The organism is Klebsiella sp. 141198, assembly GCF_050600785.1.
In the GTDB taxonomy this organism is placed as follows: domain Bacteria; phylum Pseudomonadota; class Gammaproteobacteria; order Enterobacterales; family Enterobacteriaceae; genus Klebsiella; species Klebsiella aerogenes.
In genome coordinates this window covers 220978-241531 of the sequence record NZ_JAQIRM010000006.1, presented here as the reverse complement: position 1 = coordinate 241531, position 20554 = coordinate 220978, and the positions used below count along the sequence as shown (strand labels likewise).

Sequence of the window (20554 nt, the reverse complement as noted above, 5' to 3'; positions counted from 1 at the left end):
GCTAAGGTGATGATTACTAACATCGACAGCGGCTTTGGAAAATTTATGTAAATGATGGTTAGCGGAAGAAAAAGCCAGCGCAGGCGCTGGCTGGATTGATTAGGCTTTCTGTAGGTTTTTACCGTCATTTGGCTTAACGGCAGGTTGGCGCTGGCTCATTTTGTATTTCACTACCAGGGCGATGGCCGATAAAAACGCCGGGATCGCCAGCATCGTGAAGATGGTCTCAAACGACAATTGCGCCTGCATCAGGAAAGCGCCGCTGAAGGCGCCGAGGATCCCGCCGAAGCGGCCGATACCGAGCATCCAGGCAACGCCGGTGGCACGGCCCTGGGTTGGATAGAAACCGGCAGCCAGCGCCGGCATTGATGATTGCGCGCCGTTCATAATGCTGCCGGCGATAAACACCATTACTCCCATCAACAGCAGGTTGCTGGTTGAGAATCCGACCAGGCAAACAAAGACGCCGGTGAGCAGCCAGCCGACGGCAACCACCTTGTTAGGGTTGATCTTGTCCATTAGCGCGCCGAGGATCAGCACGCCAATCCCGCCGCCGAGTGGGAACAGGGCGGTGATGATAGAAGCCTGGCTCATCGAGGCTCCGGTTTCACGGATCAGCAGCGGTAGCCAGCTGGTCAGCAGATAGAAAATCAGCAATCCCATAAAATAGGTCAGGCACAGCATCACGGTGCCCACGGCGTAGCGCGGGGAGAAAATCACGCCAATGGCTGACTTTTCCTTCACCTGGCCTGCTTCACCTAGCTCAAATTCAACCGCATCCGGCAGCGGCGCGATACGCTTCAGGATGGCGGCGATGCGTTGTGCCGGCTGCCGTTTCACGACCATATAGCGGGCGGATTCCGGCAGCAGGAATATTAACGCTACCGCCAGCAGCAGCGGCATCACGCCGCCAAGCACCAGCACGCTTTGCCAGCCATAATGCGGGATCATCCAGGCTGACAGAAACCCTCCCAGCGACGACCCCATCGGGAAGCCGACGAACATCAGGTTTACCATCAGCGCGCGGCGGCGTTCCGGAGCATATTCGCTCATTAGCGTCGCGGCATTCGGCATTGCCGCGCCTAAGCCCAACCCGGTGAGGAAGCGTAATAATGTCAGCTGGTTAAGGCTGCTGGCAAACGCGGTTAACAAACTAAAGCCGCCGAATACCAGGATCGACATAATCAACACTTTCTTGCGGCCAATACGGTCGGCGAGCGGCCCGGCCGTCAGCGCGCCGACGGCGAGCCCGACCAGAGCGGCGCTCATTACCGGGCCCAGCGCGGATTTCTCAACGCCCCATTCCTGTACCAGGTCTGAGGCGATAAAACCAATAATCGCGGTATCAAATCCGTCCATCGCGACGGTAATAAAACATAAGGCGAGAATCATCCATTGGTACTTCGTGAATGGATGTTCGTTGATAAAAGCCTGAATATCGATGGTTGTTTTCTTCATACGGCATTCCTGGCAGGCTGAGCGGGGGACAGAGGTATTGTTATAGTCTCCCTCGCTGTCATTGATGTTGTTTGTGCGATAATCGAACATAACGCCGTTAATCGCTCATTAATCAAACCATTGAACCTGCCTGTAGACAATGCGCCGCCTTCAGGAAGCGTGCGATTATCGTCCGCTTTGCCCATTTATTTGGCTGGTGATTTCATTAATTTTAATTAAATCAAAAAGATATTTACTATTTTTGTGGGTTACGTTATCGCGTTAAATGTGATGAACTTAACAGCGGGCCTGGCTGGCGCCGGGAAGGCGAAAAAGGGCGTTTTCCGCGGTAAGATTATCAGGAAAGGGTATCCTGCAAGCCCGTCCTGGACTATCCTTGTCAGCGTCTGGCACGCGTGTGCCTGTTTGCGCTTTTTTTGGCTGAAGGAGTAAAAAAATGGCGACAGGAAAGTCCTGCTCTCGCTGGTTTGCGGCCGTTGCGGCCATATTAATGGTGGTTAGCCTGAGTGGGTGTTTTGATAAAGAAGGCGATCAGCGCAAAGCGTTCATCGACTTCCTGCAGAATACGGCGATGCGTAGCGGCGAACGTCTGCCAACGCTTACTGCCGATCAGAAAAAACAGTTCGGCCCCTTCGTTTCCGATTATGCGGTGATTTACGCTTATTCACAGCAGGTCAGCCAGGCGATGGATGCGGGTTTGCGCCCGGTGGTTGATAGCGTTAACGCCATTCGCGTGGCGCAGGATTATACCACTCAGCGTGAACCGCTGCGTCAGGCTAACGGCGCGCTGGGCGTGCTGAGCCAGCAGCTGGAAAACGCCAAAATGCAGGCCGATGCTGCGCATGGCGCGCTGAAGCAGGCTGAAGACCTTAAGCCGGTTTATGACCAGGTGTTTAATAAAGTCGTGACGGCGCCGGCGAATGCGCTGCAGCCGCTGATCCCGGCCGCGCAGATCTTTACTCAGCAGCTGGTCCAGGTGGGTGATTTTGTCGCTCAGCAGGGGACGCAGGTGAGCTTCGTGGCTAACGGTATTCAGTTCCCGACGTCTCAACAGGCGAGTCAGTATAATGCGCTGATTGCTCCGCTGGCCGCTCAGCATCAGGCCTTTAATCAGGCCTGGACGGCGGCGGTTAACGCCACGCGTTAATCAGTATATCGCTGTTCTCCCGGCTGACTGCGCAAACGCCGTCAGCCGGGCTTTTCCTTTCCTCGCTTACTTCACCTGCGGGTTCACGCAGTTCTTCTCTACCTTGCCGTTCAACGCGTCAATCAGATTGTCTACCGCGCAGGCCGCCATGTTATAGCGGGTCTCGTGGGTAGCTGAACCAATATGCGGCAGCGCGACCACGTTCGGCAGTTTCAGTAATGGCGAATCTTTTGCCAGTGGTTCATGTTCAAAGACATCAAGACCGGCGGCGTGAATCTCACCGGCCTGCAGCGCCGCAATCAGCGCCTGCTCGTCAACCACCGGACCGCGCCCGGCGTTAATGAAGATGGCGGAAGATTTCATTTTGGCAAACTGCGCTTCGCCGAACAGGTGGTGGGTCTCTTCGCTCAGCGGCAGGATCAGGCAGACGAAATCCGCTTCCTGTAACAGGGTATCAAGATCGCAGTAGCGGGCGTTAAAGCGCTCTTCCGCCTGCGGATGTTGCCGGCGCGCGTTATACAGAATCGGCATGCCGAAACCGAAATGCGCGCGCTGCGCCAGCGCCATGCCAATGCGGCCCATGCCGACGATGCCCAGGGTTTTATGGTGTACATCGCAGCCGAACCAGTCCGGCCCGATGCTCCTGGTCCATTCGCCCGCTTTCACGCGTTCAGCGACCTCAACCACCCGACGTGCGGTGCTCAGCACCAGCGCCATCACCGTATCGGCGACGGTTTCGGTTAGCACGGTCGGCGTATGCATCAGCAAAATCTTGCGCGCGTTCAACGCATCGACATCAAAATTGTCGTAGCCGACGGAAACGGTAGAGGTCGCACGCAGCTTCGGCATTTTCTCCAGTAACGCGGCGTCAACCTTTTCACTTGAACCCAGTAAACCTTCCGCCTGGGCGAAGGCCTCCGCGTGTTGCGAAACGGTTTCCGGACGCAGGTTTTTCACCTGGGTGACGGAAAAATGTTCCTCCAGACGATGTAACAGGTCGTCGGGAAGCGTTTTATAGAGAATGACAGACGGCTTCATGCGAATCTCCGTAGCGTAAGTAGTTCAGGCGTGATGAGCGCCAAGCGGAAGTTTTTGATTCTTAGCAGGCTTAACAATTAAAGTAAGCCATACCGAGGCGAAAAGCGCCACACCCATGAAAATGTACGAGGCGGACGGACTGCCGGTTGCGCCGTTGAGATAGCCGACGAACCACGAGCCAAAGAAGGAACCCAGCGCTCCCATACTGTTGATCAGCGCCATCGCGCCGCCGGCGACGTTGCGCGGCAGCATCTCCGGGATAATCGCAAAGAACGGGCCATACGGGGCGTACATGGCCGCGCCGGCGATCACCAGCAGGGTATAAGAGACCCAGAAATGGTTGGCGCCGACGGCCCACGAGCCGATGAACGCCAGCCCGCCAATGAGCAGCAGCGGCCAGACAAACAGCTTACGGTTCTGCATCTTATCGGAAGCCCAGGAGACGGCGATCATCGCAATCGTTGCCGCCAGATAGGGTACTGAAGAGAGCCAGCCTACCTCGACCATCCCCATGTTTTCGCCGCCGCTGCGGATGATTGACGGCAGCCACAGTACGAAACCGTACACGCCGATGCTCCAGGCGAAATATTGCATACACAGCAGTACCACGTTGCGTGAACGGAAGGCTTCGCCATAGTTACGCACCGCTTTGATACCCTGCTGTTCGCGCTCCAGCTGTTCCTGCAGCGCCGCTTTTTCACTTTCCGCCAGCCAGTTCACCTGCGACGGTTTGTCTTTCACCAGTACCCACCAGCAGAAGGCCCAAATCACCGCAGGGATCCCTTCAAGGATAAACATTTCACGCCAGCCGAAGGCCTGGATCAGATAACCCGATACGACCGACATCCACAGTACGGTGACCGGGTTGCCGAGGATCAGGAAGGTGTTGGCGCGCGAGCGCTCTGATTTTGTGAACCAGTTACTGATGTAAATCAGCATCGCCGGCATGACCGCCGCTTCCACCACGCCAAGGATAAAGCGGATGGCCGCCAGCGCCGGAATGTTATGCACTACGCCGGTTAGCGAGGCGCAGCCGCCCCAAAGGATCAGACAGATAAAGATAAGTTTACGCACGCTGCGGCGTTCGGCGTAAATCGCTCCAGGGATCTGGAAGAAGAAGTATCCAAGAAAGAAAAGGGCGCCAAGCAGCGATGAGATGCCTTTGGTGATGCCAAGGTCTTCGGTAATGCCCGCGGCCGATGCAAAGCTGAAGTTGGCGCGGTCAAGGTACGCCAGGCTATACGTGATAAACACGATAGGCATGATGTACCACCAACGTTTTGCTGCATTTGTTGAACTGTTCATAGGCTTGCCTCTGTCAATGAGGTGACATACGCCCGCCGGGACGGGCGCTGCTGTGCCGCGCTGCATGTAGGGTACAGGACGGCTGTTTTAGGTGAAAAGATTATTCGCCCAGCGTTTCGCGGGTGGGCAGCCCTTCGCTATCGCCCTGTACCTGAATGGCCAGCGAGCCAATTTTGTTACCGCGGTTCACGGCTTGCGTCAGCGTTTTGCCTTCCAGCAGCGCGCTGATCACCCCGACGGCAAAGCCATCACCCGCGCCGACGGTGTCCACCACGTTATCGACTTTAATCGCGGCGATGGCGCCCTGTTCGCCGTCGGCGGTCTTGAACCATGCGCCGTCGCAGCCGGTTTTAATCACCACCGCCTTAACGCCGCGCGACAGATAGAAATCAGCGATACCTTCCGGCGTCTGCTGGCCGGTAAGAATCACGCCTTCTTTTAAGCCTGGCAAAACCCAATCAGCCTGGAAGGCGAGGCGGTTCAGTTTCTCCACCATCTCGGCTTCGCTTTTCCACAGTACCGGGCGCAGGTTTGGATCAAATGAGAGGGTTTTCCCTTCGGCTTTCATCACCCTGGCCGCATGTTCCAGCAATGCATACGAGCTGTCGGACAGCGCGGCGGCGACGCCGCTTAAGTGCAAATGGCGGGCGCTGGTGAAGTAATCAGCGCGGAAATCTTCCGTCGACAGATGGCTGGCAGCCGATCCTTTACGGAAATATTCCACGATGGGATCGGTTCCATTTTCGACTTTAGATTTCATCTGGAAGCCGGTAGCGTAGCGCTCGTCAACGGCCACGCCGCGCGCGTCGATGCCTTCTTTGGCCAGCGAATTCAGCACGAAGCGGCCAAAGCTATCGTTGCCGACGCGGCTCACCCAGCCCACCTTCAGCCCCAGGCGCGCCAGGCCGGTCGCCACGTTCAGTTCAGCGCCGGCGACGCGTTTGATAAAGCGTTCAACCTCCGCCAGTTCGCCGGTTTCGGTGGCGACAAACATCGCCATGGCTTCGCCAATGGTAATGACATCTAAGTTTTCCATGGCTTAATCCTCGCGTAACAGATCAACGTAATGGCGGGTGACGGCGGTCAGGTCGTCGCCGACCAGCGGGAATTCAATACCGCGCGGCGCGTCGGCGGGCAGGTTATCGAGCAGCGCCAGCCAGCGAGCGTCCGCCTGGTCCGGTGGGACGGCGCGATACTTCTCATGATGAGGCTCCGCCGCCTTCACATGAATATAGCTGACAGCGGGGGCGAGATGGCGCGCGGCTTCTTCCGGCGAATCGCCAACCCACAGCCAGTTTCCCATGTCGAAAGTCAGCGTCACCGGCATCTGATGGACCCGGCAGGCGGCTTTGAAGCGCTGCATTGGCGCCAGTTGGCCGCAATCGGTCTGGTCATTTTCCACCACCAGCGCCATGCCGCTGGCGCTCAGAATGTCGCGCAGCGTCTCCAGCTGTTGGTTATGGATGAAATGACCGAGGGAGAGCTTCAGCCACAGGGCGTTGAGGGTTTGCGCTTCTTCAAGTAACGACGGGAGATGGGGATTGAGCTCGCCGTTGTCGGTGAATAGCGCTTGCGGCGCGGAGTAGCAGGCCAGCAGCCCCTGTTTTTCAATGTCGGCCGCCAGCGTCGGCAACTGCTTCAGTTCCGCCGCGCTGAACAGCTCGCGGCGAATTTCCACGCCATCGGCGCCGGAACCGGCGATAAAGGGTAATACGGCGGACTGCCCGCCAAGCGCTTTAACGTGGTCGTTGCCATAAGCGGCGGTGACGACAATGATTTTTCTGGCCATTGAACAAACTCCTGGCGTGGTGGGGCTTAACTCCCTATTACGCTAGATGGTACCGGTTCCAAAGAAAAGGCCAGGATGTTTAATTTATGATCGTCATCACGATGAATCGTTAACGAGACGTTGATCCCCGGACGATAAGTTCGCCGGAGAAGACCCGCTCGCAGATGGGGTCGCTGCCGCCTTCGATACGTCTGACGACCTGTTCGACCGCGGCATAGCCAATCTGCCAGGTTGGCTGTTTGAGGGTGGTGATACCGACGCCCGCCAGCTCCGCCCATTCCAGCTCATCGAAGCCCAGCAGGCCGATATCGCTGCCCCAGATGAGATCAACGCGCTTCAGTGAACGGGCGACCTGTAACGTCAGGGCGCCATTGGCGGAAATCACCGCTTTGCGCATTCCGCGGTGGCGGGCGTGGAACTGACGCAGGACGTTATCCATCATGGCGCCGTCGTTGAGCGGGACCTCGGCGTTTTCCGCCACTATTCCGGTATGGCGCTGCAGGGTCGCGCGAAAGGCGTCCAGGCGCTCGCGGCGGGTGTTTACGGAGCCTATCGGCTCGCTTAAAAACAACAGCGCTTCGAAACCCTTTTCCACCAGATGCTCGGTGGCGGTGGTGGCGGCCTGAGTGTTATCCAACCCCACGACATCACAGGCGAAATCGGGGATTTTACGGTCGATAAGCACCATCGGCAGCGAGGATTGCTGCAGGCGGTTGAGGCCTTCTTCGCGCATGCCGACCGCATTAACCACAATCCCTTCAACCTGATAGCTGCGTAGGAGGTCGAGATAGTGAAGCTCCTGATCGATTTCGTTGTTGGTATTACACACCAGCAAGGTGAAGCCTTTTTCGCGGCAGGCGGCTTCAATCCCGCTTAACACGTTCACGGAGTAAGGGTTGGTGATATCGGCGATGATCAGGCCAATCAGGCGGGTACGACCATGTTTTAGGCCACGGGCCATCAGGCTGGGACGGTAGTTGAGCTCGGCAATCGCTTTCTCAATCCGCGCCAGCAGATCGTCGGAAAGCAGATGCTTTTCGCCGTTGAGATAGCGTGAAATGCTGGTTTTACCGGTTTTCGCGGCTTTCGCCACGTCGCTGATGGTTGCTCGCGCCGCTTTCGCCATGATGGCTTCCTTTGCTGAAAATCTGCCAACACCTTAGCGCGAAAAATAGCGATATCAAGCATTTTGCCCGGCAGGAAGGCTGCCGGGCCGGAAACAAGAGGATTACTGCAGCGGGCTGAGGGTAATTTCCACGCGACGGTTCTGCGCTTTGCCTTCCGCCGTGCTGTTGCTGGCGATCGGGTTCGCCGGGCCCATGCCGGTGGTGCGAATACGGTTGGCCGCCACGCCCTGAGTGATGAGCGCGCTGGCGACGCTATCGGCACGCTGTTGCGATAGACGCATGTTCAGATCGTTGCTGCCGGTGCTATCGGTGTAGCCGACGACGTTAACGGCGGTTTTCTCGTACTCTTTCAACACCATCGCGACGCCGGTCAGGGTGTTGGCGCCTGCAGGTTTCAGGTTGGCGCTGCTGCTGTCAAAAGTGACGTTATTCGGCATGTTAAGCACGATGTTGTCGCCATTTCGCGTCACGCTGACGCCGGTTCCCTGCATTTTTTCGCGCAGTTTCGCTTCCTGCACGTCCATGTAGTAACCGATGCCGCCGCCGAGCGCCGCGCCTGCTGCTGCGCCAATCAGCGCGCCTTTGCCGCGGTCATGCTTGGAAGAGGAGAGCGCGCCGACGCCTGCGCCCACTAAGGAGCCGATACCCGCGCCGATGCCGGATTTTCCCGCTTCGCGTTCGCCGGTATAAGGGTTGGTAGTACAACCAGAAATAGCCAGTGTGCCGCTAACGATAGCAGCAATCATCAGTACGCGTTTTTTCATCTTATTTCCTTAATCCTTTTTATTCTTTGCCACCGCAAGCGTGACGGTTGATTATGACGTCCGAATACGGAGAAAATTCCCCGCAGGGTATCTCTTTTTGTAAGTAACATTGAACGGTTGACTAACAAACCGTCACAACACCTGCATTCGCTGACCCAGGAGCCTGCTTTGCCAACCTCATCTGCAACTAAAACCATCTTAACCGCGGCCCACTGGGGGCCAATGCTGGTGGAGACGGATGGTGAAAATGTGATTTCGTCCCGCGGCGCGCTGGACACCCCCTTCGCCAACTCGCTGCAAACGGCGGTGCGCGAACAGGTGCACAGTAAAACTCGCGTTCGCTATCCGATGGTGCGAAAGGGCTTTCTTGCTTCGCCACAACAGCCGCAGGGCGTACGCGGCCAGGATGAATTCGTGCGGGTAAGCTGGGAGCAGGCGCTTGACCTGATTGATGCTCAGCATCGACGGATCCGCGAAAGCTTCGGCCCGCAGTCGATTTTCGCCGGTTCCTATGGCTGGCGTTCTAACGGCGTGTTGCATAAGGCGGCAACCCTGCTGCAGCGCTATATGAGTCTTGCCGGGGGCTATACCGGACACCTCGGCGATTATTCAACCGGCGCGGCGCAGGCGATCATGCCTTATGTGGTTGGCGGTAATGAAGTTTATCAACAGCAAACCAGCTGGCCGCTTATCCTGGAGCACAGCGAGGTGGTGGTACTGTGGAGCGCCAATCCGCTGAATACGCTGAAAATTGCCTGGAACGCCTCGGATGAACAAGGGATCCCCTGGTTTGACCGCCTGCGCCAGAGCGGCAAACGGCTGATCTGCATCGATCCCATGCGATCGGAAAGCGTTGATTTCTTTGGCGAATCAATGGAGTGGATCGCGCCGCATATGGGCACTGACGTCGCGTTGATGCTGGGGATCGCCCATACCCTGGTAGAGCATGGCTGGCAGGACGATGAATTCCTCGCCAGCTGTACCAGCGGTTATGACATTTTCGCCCGCTATTTGAGTGGTGAAAGCGATGGCGTCGCCAAAACCGCCGAATGGGCGGCGGCAATCTGCGGCGTAGCGGCGGATAAAATCCGTGAACTGGCGAAACTTTTCCACGAAAACACCACCATGCTAATGTCCGGCTGGGGCATGCAGCGCCAGCAATTCGGCGAGCAAAAACACTGGATGCTGGTGACGCTGGCGGCGATGCTGGGGCAGATTGGCACGCCAGGCGGCGGTTTTGGGCTTTCTTACCACTTTGCCAACGGCGGCAACCCGACGCGTCGCGCCGCGGTGCTGGCTTCCATGCAGGGCAGCGTAGCGGGCGGCGTAGACGCGGTGGAAAAAATCCCGGTCGCCCGTATCGTTGAGGCGCTGGAAAACCCAGGGGCAAGCTATCAGCACAACGGGATGACGCGGCGCTTTCCCGACATCCGCTTTATCTGGTGGGCGGGCGGCGCCAACTTTACCCATCATCAAGATACCAACCGCCTGATTCAGGCCTGGCAGAAGCCGGAGCTGATTGTGATTTCCGAATGCTTCTGGACCGCCGCCGCGCGCCATGCCGATATCGTCTTACCGGCGACCACTTCGTTTGAGCGCAACGATCTGACCATGACCGGGGACTACAGCAATCAGCATCTGGTGCCGATGAAGCGGGTGGTCGCGCCACGCGATGAAGCGCGCGACGATTTTGATGTCTTTGCGGATCTGAGCGAACGCTGGGAGGCGGGCGGCCGCGAACGCTTCACCGAAGGAAAAAACGATTTGCAATGGCTGGAGAGCTTCTACCAGATTGCCGCCCAGCGCGGGGCGCAGCAGCAGGTGACGCTGCCGCCGTTTGCCGAATTCTGGCAGGCTAACCAGCTAATTGAAATGCCGGAAAACCCGGATAACGCCCGTTTCTCTCGTTTCGCGGCATTCCGCGCAGACCCGCAGGCTAACCCGTTAAAAACCGCGAGCGGGAAAATTGAAATTCACTCGCCGACCATTGCCGGCTTTGGCTATGCCGATTGTCCGCCGCACCCGATGTGGCTCGAACCTGATGAGTGGCACGGCAACGCCGAGGAAGGTCAGCTACAGGTGCTTTCCGCCCATCCGGCGCACCGCCTGCATAGCCAGTTGAACCAGACCTCGCTGCGCGAAAGGTATGCGGTGGCCGGACGTGAACCGTTGACTATTCATCCGCTGGACGCGCAGGCGCGCAATATCGCCGACGGCGATCTGGTGCGGGTGTGGAATTCACGTGGTCAGGTACTGGCCGGCGCGGTGGTCACGGAAGGTATTCGTCCGGGGGTGATTTGCCTGCATGAAGGCGCATGGCCGGATATCGACCCCGATGCCGGAATATGCAAAAACGGTGCGGTGAACGTGCTGACGAAAGATATTCCGACCTCGCGTCTGGGCAACGGTTGCGCCGGGAATACGGCGCTGGCATGGCTGGAAAAATATGATGGGCCCGCGCTGGCGCTCAGCGCATTTGATCCGCCGGCCAATGCATAATCCAGGTTGGGTGCTGGGTGTCGTCCTGCCATGCGCAGTCTTCTATTCGGAAGCCCTGCGCGTGGTAGAAATTCACCGCCCGCACGTTTTTCTGATAAACCTCCAGGCTTAGCCAGTCGTAGTGCTGCTTGACCTCATCAAGCAGCGCGCGGCCGATACCGTGGCGGATCGCTTGCGGGGCGACGAAAAGCGCCCCGACGAAGCGCGAATCCATCACGCTGACAAACCCTTTCAGCGCGTCATTCTCCTGCCACACCCAGGTGGCGGCGGCGGGGAGATAGACATCACGCACGACTTCCAGACTCTCCCGCCAGTAGCTTTCGGCAATAAACGGATGCGCATAAATGGTGCTTTCCAGCCACAACTCGAGCAGCGGGCCGGTCTCTGTGGCATCCCATTTTTGGATCATGCTGGTCTCCCTGGGTGGCAAAAGCAGCCTGTCACGTGATCGTTGACTAACCCGCAGGCCTGCATAAACGAATAACAGATGGTGGAGCCGACAAACTTAAAGCCGCGCTTTTTCAGCGCCTTAGATAGGGCATCAGAGGCTGGTGTGGTGGTGGGGATTTCGGCGAGCGTCGCGGCATGGGTAATTTGCGGCTGGTTCTCGACAAATGACCAGACGAAATCGCTGAATGCTTCGCCGTTGGCTTCCATGGCGAGAAACGCCCGCGCATTGCCGATGATGGCCTGGAGCTTTCCCCGATGGCGGATGATGCCCGCATCCTGTAGCAGGCGCTCGACGTCTGCTTCATCCATGGCCGCTACGCGAACTGGGTCGAACTGGTGAAAGGCCTGACGATAGTTTTCCCGTTTTTTCAGTACGGTTATCCACGAAAGCCCCGCCTGCTGGCCTTCGAGGCAGATCATTTCAAACAGCTTTTGCGGCGTTCTCTCGGCGACTCCCCATTCGTTATCGTGATACTGGATATAAAGAGGATCCTGGCTTACCCATCCGCAACGTTGCATGTTTCTCTCCCTTTCGTCAGAAAACTTTTTCATCCGCCTTGACGGCTGAAAGATAAAGATAATAGTTAATACAGGGAAACCACTTCCCATCAACTCCTTATACTTCAAGTTGCGTAGAAGTGGGCGGCAGCTCGAATTATTTTGAGTATAAAAACACAGCAACATTGCCGATTCGGCTCTTTTGGAGTCGCATTAATGATAATAAAGAAATGCAATGGCCTCCGGGGTGGGTTGATCCCGGCGTGCATCACTATCTGGGTGTCGTGTGTTTCAGGCGCTAATGCCTGGCAACAGGAATATATCGCTAACGATACAAAAAGTAATACGTCCGAACGCTATACATGGGATAGCGATCACCAACCGCGTTATGAAGACATTCTTGCCGAGCGTATGAGAGCGTCAGAAGCGCCCGCCGGACTGGCATTGAATCAGGCGCTGGCGCCGCCGGATTTGGGGCACGGCATGAGCGTGGGATGGAACTATTCACTGGCCAGCGGCGTGACCTCCGGGCCGGTCGCCAGCTTGCGTAGCGATCTCAACCCGCCGCCAGCGACGCGTCGCGCGGGCGAAAGTATTTACGTCAACACGCTCGGCTGGCGTATGGATTATCAGCAGCTGTGGGGCGTGCATCCATGGGCGCAGGTGAGCTATAACCAGTCTATCTCTATCGATAACAATGCGTCGATTAGCCGCGGCAAAGACGGTAGCTGGGGCGATGTGACGCTGGGCGCCGATATGCCGCTTGGTTCTCATCTGGCGGCATGGGCCACACTTTCGCAGGCGGATAATGTGCCGTCGGGTGAAAACACGCTATATCTGATGGGCGTCAGCGCCAATTTCTAACCTGTTTTGTTACGCATTTGAAACTCAGTCGTTACTGTTAAATCTCAGTAACGGCGCGTTTCTGTGAGATAGCGCACACTAACTTTTTAGGTAAAATTTAGGGAATGAATGTTTTGCAATGTCATTCATTCCGCCATAAATGCATTTCATTCCTCGTTGATGGCAGTTCATGCCGTTTTCCCCCACCGGATTTGGGGATTTGGTTATTGTGGCGGCAGTTAATCCTTCAGGACATCTGCTATGAACGCTGCAAACACTCAATATACCCGTTGGCTCACGCTGATTGGCACGATCATTACGCAATTCGCACTGGGATCGGTTTATACATGGAGTTTGTTTAATAGTTCTCTGGCCAGCAAACTGGACGAGCCAGTAAGCCAGGTGGCATTTTCCTTCGGCCTGTTAAGTCTTGGGCTGGCGTTATCCTCTTCCGTTGCCGGTAAATTGCAGGAACGCTTTGGCGTGAAACGCGTCACCATGGCATCCGGTATCCTGCTTGGCGTCGGGTTTTTCCTCACGGCCCATGCCAACAGCCTGATGATGCTGTGGCTGAGCGCCGGCCTGCTGGTCGGTCTGGCGGACGGCGCGGGCTATCTGCTGACGTTGTCGAACTGCGTGAAGTGGTTCCCGGAGCGTAAAGGTCTGATTTCCGCCTTCTCGATTGGCGCTTATGGCCTTGGCAGCCTCGGTTTTAAATTTATCGATAGCCACCTGTTGGCGACGGTCGGGCTGGAAAAAACCTTTGTTATCTGGGGCGCTATCGTACTGGTGATGATCGTCTTTGGCGCCACCCTGATGAAAGATGCGCCGAATCATCCCGCGACGACCACCGCTAGCGGCGTCGTCGAAAATGATTTCACCCTCGCTGAATCCATGCGTAAACCGCAGTACTGGATGCTGGCGGTGATGTTCCTGACGGCCTGCATGAGCGGACTGTATGTGATTGGCGTAGCAAAAGATATCGCCCAGGGTATGGTGCACCTCGATGTGGCGACGGCGGCGAATGCGGTTACCGTGATTTCTATCGCCAACCTGAGCGGCCGCCTGGTGCTGGGCATCCTGTCCGACAAAATCTCCCGTATCCGCGTGATTACCATCGGTCAGGTGGTCTCCCTGGTTGGTATGGCGGCCCTGCTGTTCGCGCCGCTAAATGCGATGACCTTCTTTGCGGCGATTGCCTGTGTGGCCTTTAACTTCGGCGGCACCATTACCGTCTTCCCGTCGCTGGTAAGTGAGTTCTTTGGCCTCAATAACCTGGCGAAAAACTACGGTGTGATTTATCTCGGCTTTGGTATCGGTAGTATTTGCGGTTCGCTGATTGCCTCCGTGTTCGGCGGCTTCTATGTCACCTTCTGTGTCATCTTCGCTCTGCTGATTTTGTCACTGGCGCTTTCCACCACAATTCGCCAGCCGAAAAGCGAAATTTACCACCAGGCGCACGCCTGATAGCGTCACCTTTCCTAAGCTAATAATGCCTTGCCAGCCAGATATTTTGTAAATATCTGGCTGAATCACATTCCTCGCGGATACTTTTGCCATTTGCTGTGGTCTACTTAGCGCGCTTTGTAGAGGTTTCCGATAACCAACCCAGACGCACTTAATTAATCTTCCTGTTTATATCGTTTTAATCAGGGCGGTTTTATCTCTTCGTTTCCCAGGTTTGCTTGCATGAAATACATTAAAACGATGTCACAGCAGAAGCTGAGTTTTTGGCTTGCGCTGTACATCGGCTGGTTTATGAACGCCGCGGTGTTTTTCCGTCGTTTCGATGGTTACGCTCAAGAGTTTACCGTCTGGAAAGGGTTGTCCGGAGTGGTTGAACTGGTGGCGACGGTGCTGGTCACCTTCTTCCTGCTGCGTCTGCTCTCGTTATTTGGTCGCCGGGTCTGGCGCATCTTAGCTACGCTGGTGGTGTTGTTTTCCGCTGGGGCAAGTTATTACATGACTTTCCTTAATGTGGTCATTGGCTACGGCATAATCGCTTCGGTGATGACCACCGATATTGACCTGTCGAAAGAGGTTATCGGCTGGCATCTGATCCTGTGGCTGGCCGCGGTTAGCGTTTTGCCGCTCCTTCTTATCTGGAGCAACCGCTGCCGTAAGACGCTGCTGCAACAGGTCAAAACGCCGGGTCAGCGGGTGAAAAATATCCTGATAGTCGTGCTGGCCGGGCTGATGGTCTGGGGGCCGATTCGCCTGCTTGAGCTACGTCAGCATGATATCGAGCGTAACTCTGAAGTCGATATGCCAAGCTACGGCGGCGTCATTGCCAACTCGTATCTGCCTTCGAACTGGCTGTCGGCGCTTGGGCTGTACGCCTGGGCGCAGGTGGATGAATCGTCTGATAATAAGTCGCTGATTAACCCAGCGAAAAAATTTACCTATGTGGCGCCGCAGGATCTTGATGATACTTACGTGGTGTTTATTATCGGCGAGACCACCCGCTGGGATCATATGGGTATTCTCGGCTATAACCGTAATACCACGCCGAAGCTGGCGCAGGAGAAGAATCTTGTCGCCTTCCGCGGCACCTCTTGCGATACCGCCACCAAGTTATCGTTGCGCTGTATGTTCGTACGCGAGGGCGGGGCGGATGATAATCCGCAACGGACGCTGAAAGAGCAGAATGTGTTTGCCGTACTGCATCAGCTGGGCTTTGCAGGCGACCTGTACGCCATGCAGAGTGAGATGTGGTTCTACAGCAATACGATGGCCAACAATATCGCCTATCGCGAGCAGATCGGCGCCGAGCCGCGCAATCGCGGCAAGAACGTGGATGATATGCTGCTGGTCGATGAAATGAAGCGCGGCATGGAGCAAAATCCTGATGGCAAGCGCTTGATTATCCTGCATACCAAGGGATCGCACTTTAACTACACCCAGCGTTATCCGCGCAGCTTCGCGCAATGGAAACCGGAGTGTATCGGCGTGGACAGCAAATGCTCGAAGGCCGAGTTGATTAACTCCTACGATAACAGCGTCACCTACGTGGATCACTTTATCGTCAGCGTGCTGGACCAACTGCGGGATAAAAAGGCTATCGTGTTCTACGCCGCCGATCACGGCGAGTCGATTAATGAACACGAACATCTGCACGGTACGCCGCGCATGATGGCGCCGCCGGAGCAGTTCCGCGTGCCGATGATGGTCTGGATGTCGGATAAATATCTGGCGAACCCGGACCATGCCGCCTCCTTTGCGCGTCTCAAGCAGCAGGCGGCGACGAAGGCTCCGCACCGCCACGTTGAGCTGTATGACACCATTATGGGTTGTCTTGGTTATACCTCGCCGGATGGCGGGATTAATGAAAACAACAATTGGTGTCGGAAAAAGTAAGACGTACGGTCTATTTTCAGAATCTCGGGTCTGTTTTCGTTTCCTGAGACCAGGATAAGTTAATCCCTCACAAGGCTTGTGCCGTGTGAGGGATTTTTTATTTCGCACAATGGACGCGTTTACCAGGCTGTTTCTCCTCGCTGTTCCTTTCCTGTTTCTCTCGTTCCACCCTGTGCTCGTGCTTTCATGGAGAGAAAGAATGAACCTCATTAAGTGTTTGAGCCTGTTATTTTTGTTTTTACTGGCTGGTTGTCAGTCAGAGGAGGAAACCCTGTCGTTTCTGCTGGCCTGTAAATACGACAGTGTCGTAAATATTGAAACCATGCTGAATAACGGCATTGATGTTAATGGTAAAAGCAAAGCAGGCATTACCGGGTTAATGGTGGCGGCTGCAGAAAATCGCCGGGAAGTCGTTGAACTGCTGCTGAAGCATCATGCTAAACCAAATATCCAGACTCGCGCCGGTACATCGGCTCTTATGCTGGCTTCAGCAAGGGGAAGTGAAGCTGCCATTATCTCCGATTTGATTCATGCAAAAGCGGATGTGAATCTGGTTACCCGAAACAAGAATACGGCACTGATGTCTGCTATTTCTGATGGTGAGGAGGTCAAGGATGACTATCTGCATATTATCGAGTTGAAAAAACCGGGCGCCCCTCAAGAAGAAGAGAGCGTGCTTGATAAAATAGTCGCAGCGACAGCGGAGCGGTCGCTGGCCAGAAACGGTAGCGCGCTGATGACCGAAGATATGGCCTTAAAAGCCGCGCCCGGTATATTGAAGAAAAATGGTGAGGAGATCGTCGCACTGCTTTTAAAGTCCGGAGCGGATGTGAATGCGGTCAATAATGATGGCGAGACGGCGTTTTACCAGGCGATTAACCACAATCGTTCAGCGTCGGTGATTAAAGCGTTAACAGATGCTGGCGCGGATGTGAACAAGGCGGACAACGAAGGAACTTCGCCTCTGATGCTGGCTGCGGTAAGCACTGACCCTACACTGATAAACATGCTGGCGTTACCGGGGCTGGATGTCGATCAAACCAACCGCGATGGGTTGACACCCTTGCAGATTGCCTCCGCCTATGGCGCGCCAGCTGTAATTTCAGCGCTGGTGGAGCGAGGGGCAAAGGTTGATTTTCTCTCTTCAAAAGATTTCACCGCGTTGATGATGGCCGTGAAAATGGAGAAAAAATCGAGCGTTGTTGCCCTGCTTGCCGCTGGTGCTAACGTCAATCTTAAAAACAAAGCGGGATATACGGCGATAGGATATAGCCGTAGCGGAGAAATACGCCAGTTATTAATCGATAATCATGCTGATTTAACGGGACAGGTTGCGCTGATGGCGCAAAGCGAGCTCCAGTTCTGTGCGAATAAGTTAGCGGATTCACTCGCTTATTCGGATATTGCCCGTTCGATTAGCGGTGATTCTCGTCCAGACATTATGATGCATCGGCAGGATTGTCCTGGGCTAGGGCAATTGACCATGCTGCTGGGCAGTTTTGAATTTAAGCCTGCAGGGACGCAATATCTGGGACAAACGGTAACCTGCACGGTATCGGAACACCGCAAAGAGTTTGAGGCGAAGTGTCATTGAAGAAACTGAAAAAGCGAAGCGAGCGATAAGTTGCTGAGTTTTTCGTCGCTTGATTGATTTTTTGCTAATAAGGCATTGACGGGTGTGCATCCCAGCAGTAAGATGCGCCCCGCATTCGGTGATTGGCGCAGCCTGGTAGCGCACTTCGTTCGGGACGAAGGGGTCGGAGGTTCGAATCCTCTATCACCGACCAAATTCGAAAAGCCTGCTCAACGAGTAGGCTTTTTTGCATCTGCGGTCCGAAGAGGATGAGAACCTCCGGGGGCAGAGGTTCGACTCGAGCGTAGCGAGAGAACGTTGCGTCAGCAACGGCCCGTAGGGCGAGCCACGAAGTGGCGAGTTATCCTCTATCACCGACCAAATTCGAAAGCCTGCTCAACGAGCAGGCTTTTTTGCATCTGCGGTCTGAAGAGGATGAGAACCTCCGGGGGCAGAGGTTCGACTCGAGCGTAGCCCGGTAAGCCCGGTTCAGCGCAGCGCAAGCCGGGGCGAAAACCCCGCCAGAGTCACAAAAATCGCATCTCCCCAGGTATCTCGCTAGCTGTTCGCTATTTTGTGACATCTTCCATTGCATTTTTTTATCGATGAACAGATCTTTTTTCGCGAAGCTTATGGCTAACTACAGCATTTTCCGCTGTGCGTTTTAACGTTCGCGCTATTAATCGCTCACATAATGGTCACACGGGAAGAAATTTTCACCATTTTTAAGAATTGTTTATCACCAGATGTTGCAAACTATTAAGGGCTTTATTCTGGTTTATTGCCGGTAGCATAAATTTCTCTGCTGAAAATAGCGCCATCAAGTTTTTTTAATCTTTGCCCACCGATTCTCACCCCTGACGCAAAACCCGGTTAGCTGTATTGACGTTTCTCCATTCTGTTGACAGATTGTACGGCATGAGGGGCATTTCATGGAGAATCCGTACTGCAACTCAGTCGTTTTAGCGAACGGAATCCCCATCTCTCTCAACGCCTTCGGGCACCACCGACCAGACCGGGTAAAAAATAAATAAAGGTCTGGCGGCTATATGCAAACAACATCACAGTTTTGGAGCAGAATAATGAGTATTTCCTTGAAAAAGTCAGGGATGCTGAAGCTTGGTCTGAGCCTGGTCGCCATGACCGTCGCCGCAAGCGTACAAGCTAAAACCCTGGTTTATTGTTCTGAAGGTTCGCCGGAAGGCTTTAACCCACAGCTATTCACCTCTGGTACCACCTATGACGCCAGCTCGGTGCCTATTTACAACCGCCTGGTTGAATTCAAAACCGGTACGACAGAAGTTATTCCTGGCCTGGCTGAGAAGTGGGATGTCAGCGAGGACGGTAAAACCTATACCTTCCACCTGCGTAAAGGCGTGAAGTGGCAGGATAATAAAGACTTTAAACCAACGCGCGAGCTGAATGCCGACGACGTGGTGTTCTCCTTCGACCGCCAGAAAAATGACAAAAACCCGTACCATAAAGTCTCTGGCGGCAGCTATGAGTACTTCGAAGGGATGGGCCTGCAGGACCTGATTAGCGAAGTGAAGAAAGTGGACGATAATACCGTCCAGTTCGTGCTGACTCGCCCGGAAGCGCCGTTCCTTGCTGACCTGGCGATGGACTTTGCTTCTATCCTGTCGAAAGAGTATGCCGACAATATGCTGAAAGCCGGCACGCCGGAAAAAGTAGACCTTAACCCAATCGGTACCGGTCCATTCCAGCTGCTGCAGTACCAAAAAGACTCGCGCATTCTGTATAAAGCCTTCCCGGGCTACTGGGGCACCAAGCCGCAGATCGATCGCCTGGTCTTCTCCATCACTCCGGACGCTTCCGTACGCTACGCCAAGCTGCAGAAAAACGAATGCCAGGTGATGCCGTATCCGAACCCGGCTGACATCGCGCGCATGAAGGAAGATAAAAACATCAACCTGCTGGAACAGCCGGGTCTGAACGTGGGTTATCTCTCCTTCAACACCGAGAAAAAACCGCTGGATAACGTCAAAGTTCGCCAGGCGCTGACCTATGCGGTGAACAAAGAAGCGATCATCAAAGCCGTTTACCAGGGCGCAGGCCAGTCGGCGAAGAACCTGATCCCGCCGACCATGTGGGGCTATAACGATGACGTTAAAGACTATACCTACGATCCTGAGAAGGCGAAGCAACTGCTGAAAGAAGCAGGCATGGAAAAAGGCTTCACCATTGACCTGTGGGCAATGCCGGTACAGCGTCCGTATAACCCGAACGCGCGCCGTATGGCTGAAATGATCCAGGCCGACTGGGCGAAAGTCGGCGTACAGGCCAAGATCGTCACCTACGAGTGGGGCGAGTACCTGAAACGCGCGAAAGCGGGCGAGCATCAGACCGTGATGATGGGCTGGACCGGCGACAACGGGGATCCGGATAACTTCTTCGCGACCCTGTTCAGCTGCGCCGCGGCGAAAGACGGCTCTAACTACTCTCGCTGGTGCTATAAGCCGTTTGAAGACCTCATTCAACCGGCGCGCGCCACCGACGACCATAACAAGCGTATTGAACTGTACAAACAGGCTCAGGTAGTAATGCATGACCAGGCTCCGGCGCTGATCATCGCCCACTCCACCGTTTACGAGCCAGTGCGTAAAGAAGTCAAAGGCTATGTGGTTGATCCGCTTGGCAAACACCACTTCGATAACGTCTCTGTCGAATAATAAGCACGATGCCTGA

15 protein-coding genes, 1 tRNA gene, 1 other RNA gene and 1 pseudogene are annotated in these 20554 nt (G+C 55.2%); 9 read left to right on the top strand and 9 right to left on the bottom strand.

Annotated elements, in window-relative coordinates:
- Positions 1 to 99 precede the first annotated feature (99 nt).
- Positions 100 to 1458, bottom strand: coding sequence for an MFS transporter (locus PGR10_RS20630; RefSeq protein WP_430924032.1), 1359 nt, complete (start codon positions 1456 to 1458; stop codon positions 100 to 102).
- Between the two features lie 436 nt (positions 1459 to 1894).
- On the opposite strand from PGR10_RS20630, the gene PGR10_RS20625 reads away from it, so the two are divergent.
- Positions 1895 to 2605 (top strand): DUF3053 domain-containing protein, encoded by a 711-nt coding sequence (locus PGR10_RS20625; RefSeq protein ID WP_045375371.1) that lies wholly within the window; start codon positions 1895 to 1897, stop codon positions 2603 to 2605.
- Between the two features lie 66 nt (positions 2606 to 2671).
- Here PGR10_RS20625 and ghrB read toward each other — a convergent pair whose 3' ends face one another.
- The 6 genes from ghrB to PGR10_RS20595 all read right to left on the bottom strand — a co-directional run bounded on the left by ghrB (position 2672) and on the right by PGR10_RS20595 (position 8628).
- Positions 2672 to 3643 (bottom strand): glyoxylate/hydroxypyruvate reductase GhrB, encoded by a 972-nt coding sequence (gene ghrB, locus PGR10_RS20620; RefSeq protein ID WP_032713094.1) that lies wholly within the window; start codon positions 3641 to 3643, stop codon positions 2672 to 2674.
- 24 nt (positions 3644 to 3667) lie between these two features.
- Complete coding sequence (locus PGR10_RS20615) at positions 3668 to 4948, bottom strand: MFS transporter (protein ID WP_087858977.1); 1281 nt, start codon at positions 4946 to 4948, stop codon at positions 3668 to 3670.
- Between the two features lie 100 nt (positions 4949 to 5048).
- Positions 5049 to 5984 (bottom strand): sugar kinase, encoded by a 936-nt coding sequence (locus PGR10_RS20610; RefSeq protein ID WP_087858978.1) that lies wholly within the window; start codon positions 5982 to 5984, stop codon positions 5049 to 5051.
- Between the two features lie 3 nt (positions 5985 to 5987).
- Positions 5988 to 6737, bottom strand: coding sequence for a sugar phosphate isomerase/epimerase family protein (locus tag PGR10_RS20605; RefSeq protein ID WP_020077714.1), 750 nt, complete (start codon positions 6735 to 6737; stop codon positions 5988 to 5990).
- 109 nt (positions 6738 to 6846) lie between these two features.
- Positions 6847 to 7863 carry a LacI family DNA-binding transcriptional regulator gene (locus PGR10_RS20600; RefSeq protein ID WP_087858980.1) on the bottom strand — a complete coding sequence of 339 codons (1017 nt, stop codon included), beginning with the start codon at positions 7861 to 7863 and terminating at the stop codon, positions 6847 to 6849.
- Between the two features lie 102 nt (positions 7864 to 7965).
- Positions 7966 to 8628, bottom strand: a complete 663-nt coding sequence (locus tag PGR10_RS20595) for an OmpA family lipoprotein (RefSeq protein ID WP_015369222.1) — start codon at positions 8626 to 8628, stop codon at positions 7966 to 7968.
- A gap of 168 nt (positions 8629 to 8796) precedes the next feature.
- Between PGR10_RS20595 and PGR10_RS20590 the strand changes: the two genes are divergently transcribed.
- Positions 8797 to 11127 carry a molybdopterin guanine dinucleotide-containing S/N-oxide reductase gene (locus tag PGR10_RS20590; protein ID WP_430924030.1) on the top strand — a complete coding sequence of 777 codons (2331 nt, stop codon included), beginning with the start codon at positions 8797 to 8799 and terminating at the stop codon, positions 11125 to 11127.
- Here PGR10_RS20590 and PGR10_RS20585 read toward each other — a convergent pair.
- Together PGR10_RS20585 and tag are read right to left on the bottom strand one after the other, a co-directional pair.
- On the bottom strand, positions 11096 to 11536 hold the full coding sequence (locus PGR10_RS20585) for an N-acetyltransferase (protein ID WP_042893599.1): 441 nt from the start codon (positions 11534 to 11536) through the stop codon (positions 11096 to 11098). The two genes, PGR10_RS20590 and PGR10_RS20585, sit on opposite strands and share 32 nt — an antisense overlap.
- Positions 11520 to 12096: pseudogene (gene tag, locus PGR10_RS20580) on the bottom strand (DNA-3-methyladenine glycosylase I); the annotation flags it as partial. The pseudogene tag and the gene PGR10_RS20585, both read right to left, overlap by 17 nt.
- Before the next feature lie 258 nt (positions 12097 to 12354).
- Here tag and PGR10_RS20575 point away from each other — a divergent pair.
- The 7 genes from PGR10_RS20575 (at position 12355) to dppA (ending at position 20538) form a co-directional block, all read left to right on the top strand.
- Positions 12355 to 12939: an autotransporter outer membrane beta-barrel domain-containing protein gene (locus PGR10_RS20575; protein ID WP_162750192.1), complete on the top strand. Its 585-nt coding sequence runs from the start codon at positions 12355 to 12357 to the stop codon at positions 12937 to 12939.
- A 240-nt stretch (positions 12940 to 13179) separates the two neighbouring features.
- Positions 13180 to 14385 carry an L-lactate MFS transporter gene (locus PGR10_RS20570; RefSeq protein ID WP_430924029.1) on the top strand — a complete coding sequence of 402 codons (1206 nt, stop codon included), beginning with the start codon at positions 13180 to 13182 and terminating at the stop codon, positions 14383 to 14385.
- A 222-nt stretch (positions 14386 to 14607) separates the two neighbouring features.
- The gene (gene eptB / locus PGR10_RS20565) at positions 14608 to 16275 is read left to right on the top strand and encodes a kdo(2)-lipid A phosphoethanolamine 7''-transferase (protein ID WP_213317580.1); all 1668 of its coding nucleotides are present in this window, start codon (positions 14608 to 14610) and stop codon (positions 16273 to 16275) included.
- Positions 16276 to 16474: 199 nt separating this feature from the next.
- Positions 16475 to 17869 (top strand): ankyrin repeat domain-containing protein, encoded by a 1395-nt coding sequence (locus PGR10_RS20560; protein WP_430924028.1) that lies wholly within the window; start codon positions 16475 to 16477, stop codon positions 17867 to 17869.
- 116 nt (positions 17870 to 17985) lie between these two features.
- Positions 17986 to 18062, top strand: a tRNA-Pro gene (locus tag PGR10_RS20555).
- A 34-nt stretch (positions 18063 to 18096) separates the two neighbouring features.
- Positions 18097 to 18229: non-coding RNA, RtT sRNA (locus PGR10_RS20550), on the top strand.
- A 701-nt stretch (positions 18230 to 18930) separates the two neighbouring features.
- Positions 18931 to 20538: a dipeptide ABC transporter periplasmic-binding protein DppA gene (dppA, locus tag PGR10_RS20545; RefSeq protein WP_015369230.1), complete on the top strand. Its 1608-nt coding sequence runs from the start codon at positions 18931 to 18933 to the stop codon at positions 20536 to 20538.
- The last annotated feature ends 16 nt before the right edge of the window (positions 20539 to 20554 follow it).

Excerpts from the sequence above, each read along its gene's own strand:
- dppA (WP_015369230.1), top strand. The coding sequence starts at position 18,931 with ATGAGTATTTCCTTGAAAAAGTCAGGGATGCTGAAGCTTGGTCTGAGC.
- PGR10_RS20630 (WP_430924032.1), bottom strand. The coding sequence starts at position 1,458 with ATGAAGAAAACAACCATCGATATTCAGGCTTTTATCAACGAACATCCA.
- PGR10_RS20595 (WP_015369222.1), bottom strand. The coding sequence starts at position 8,628 with ATGAAAAAACGCGTACTGATGATTGCTGCTATCGTTAGCGGCACACTG.
- eptB (WP_213317580.1), top strand. The coding sequence starts at position 14,608 with ATGAAATACATTAAAACGATGTCACAGCAGAAGCTGAGTTTTTGGCTT.
- ghrB (WP_032713094.1), bottom strand. The coding sequence starts at position 3,643 with ATGAAGCCGTCTGTCATTCTCTATAAAACGCTTCCCGACGACCTGTTA.
- PGR10_RS20625 (WP_045375371.1), top strand. The coding sequence starts at position 1,895 with ATGGCGACAGGAAAGTCCTGCTCTCGCTGGTTTGCGGCCGTTGCGGCC.
- PGR10_RS20615 (WP_087858977.1), bottom strand. The coding sequence starts at position 4,948 with ATGAACAGTTCAACAAATGCAGCAAAACGTTGGTGGTACATCATGCCT.
- PGR10_RS20570 (WP_430924029.1), top strand. The coding sequence starts at position 13,180 with ATGAACGCTGCAAACACTCAATATACCCGTTGGCTCACGCTGATTGGC.
- PGR10_RS20605 (WP_020077714.1), bottom strand. The coding sequence starts at position 6,737 with ATGGCCAGAAAAATCATTGTCGTCACCGCCGCTTATGGCAACGACCAC.
- PGR10_RS20585 (WP_042893599.1), bottom strand. The coding sequence starts at position 11,536 with ATGATCCAAAAATGGGATGCCACAGAGACCGGCCCGCTGCTCGAGTTG.
- PGR10_RS20560 (WP_430924028.1), top strand. The coding sequence starts at position 16,475 with ATGAACCTCATTAAGTGTTTGAGCCTGTTATTTTTGTTTTTACTGGCT.
- PGR10_RS20600 (WP_087858980.1), bottom strand. The coding sequence starts at position 7,863 with ATGGCGAAAGCGGCGCGAGCAACCATCAGCGACGTGGCGAAAGCCGCG.
- PGR10_RS20610 (WP_087858978.1), bottom strand. The coding sequence starts at position 5,984 with ATGGAAAACTTAGATGTCATTACCATTGGCGAAGCCATGGCGATGTTT.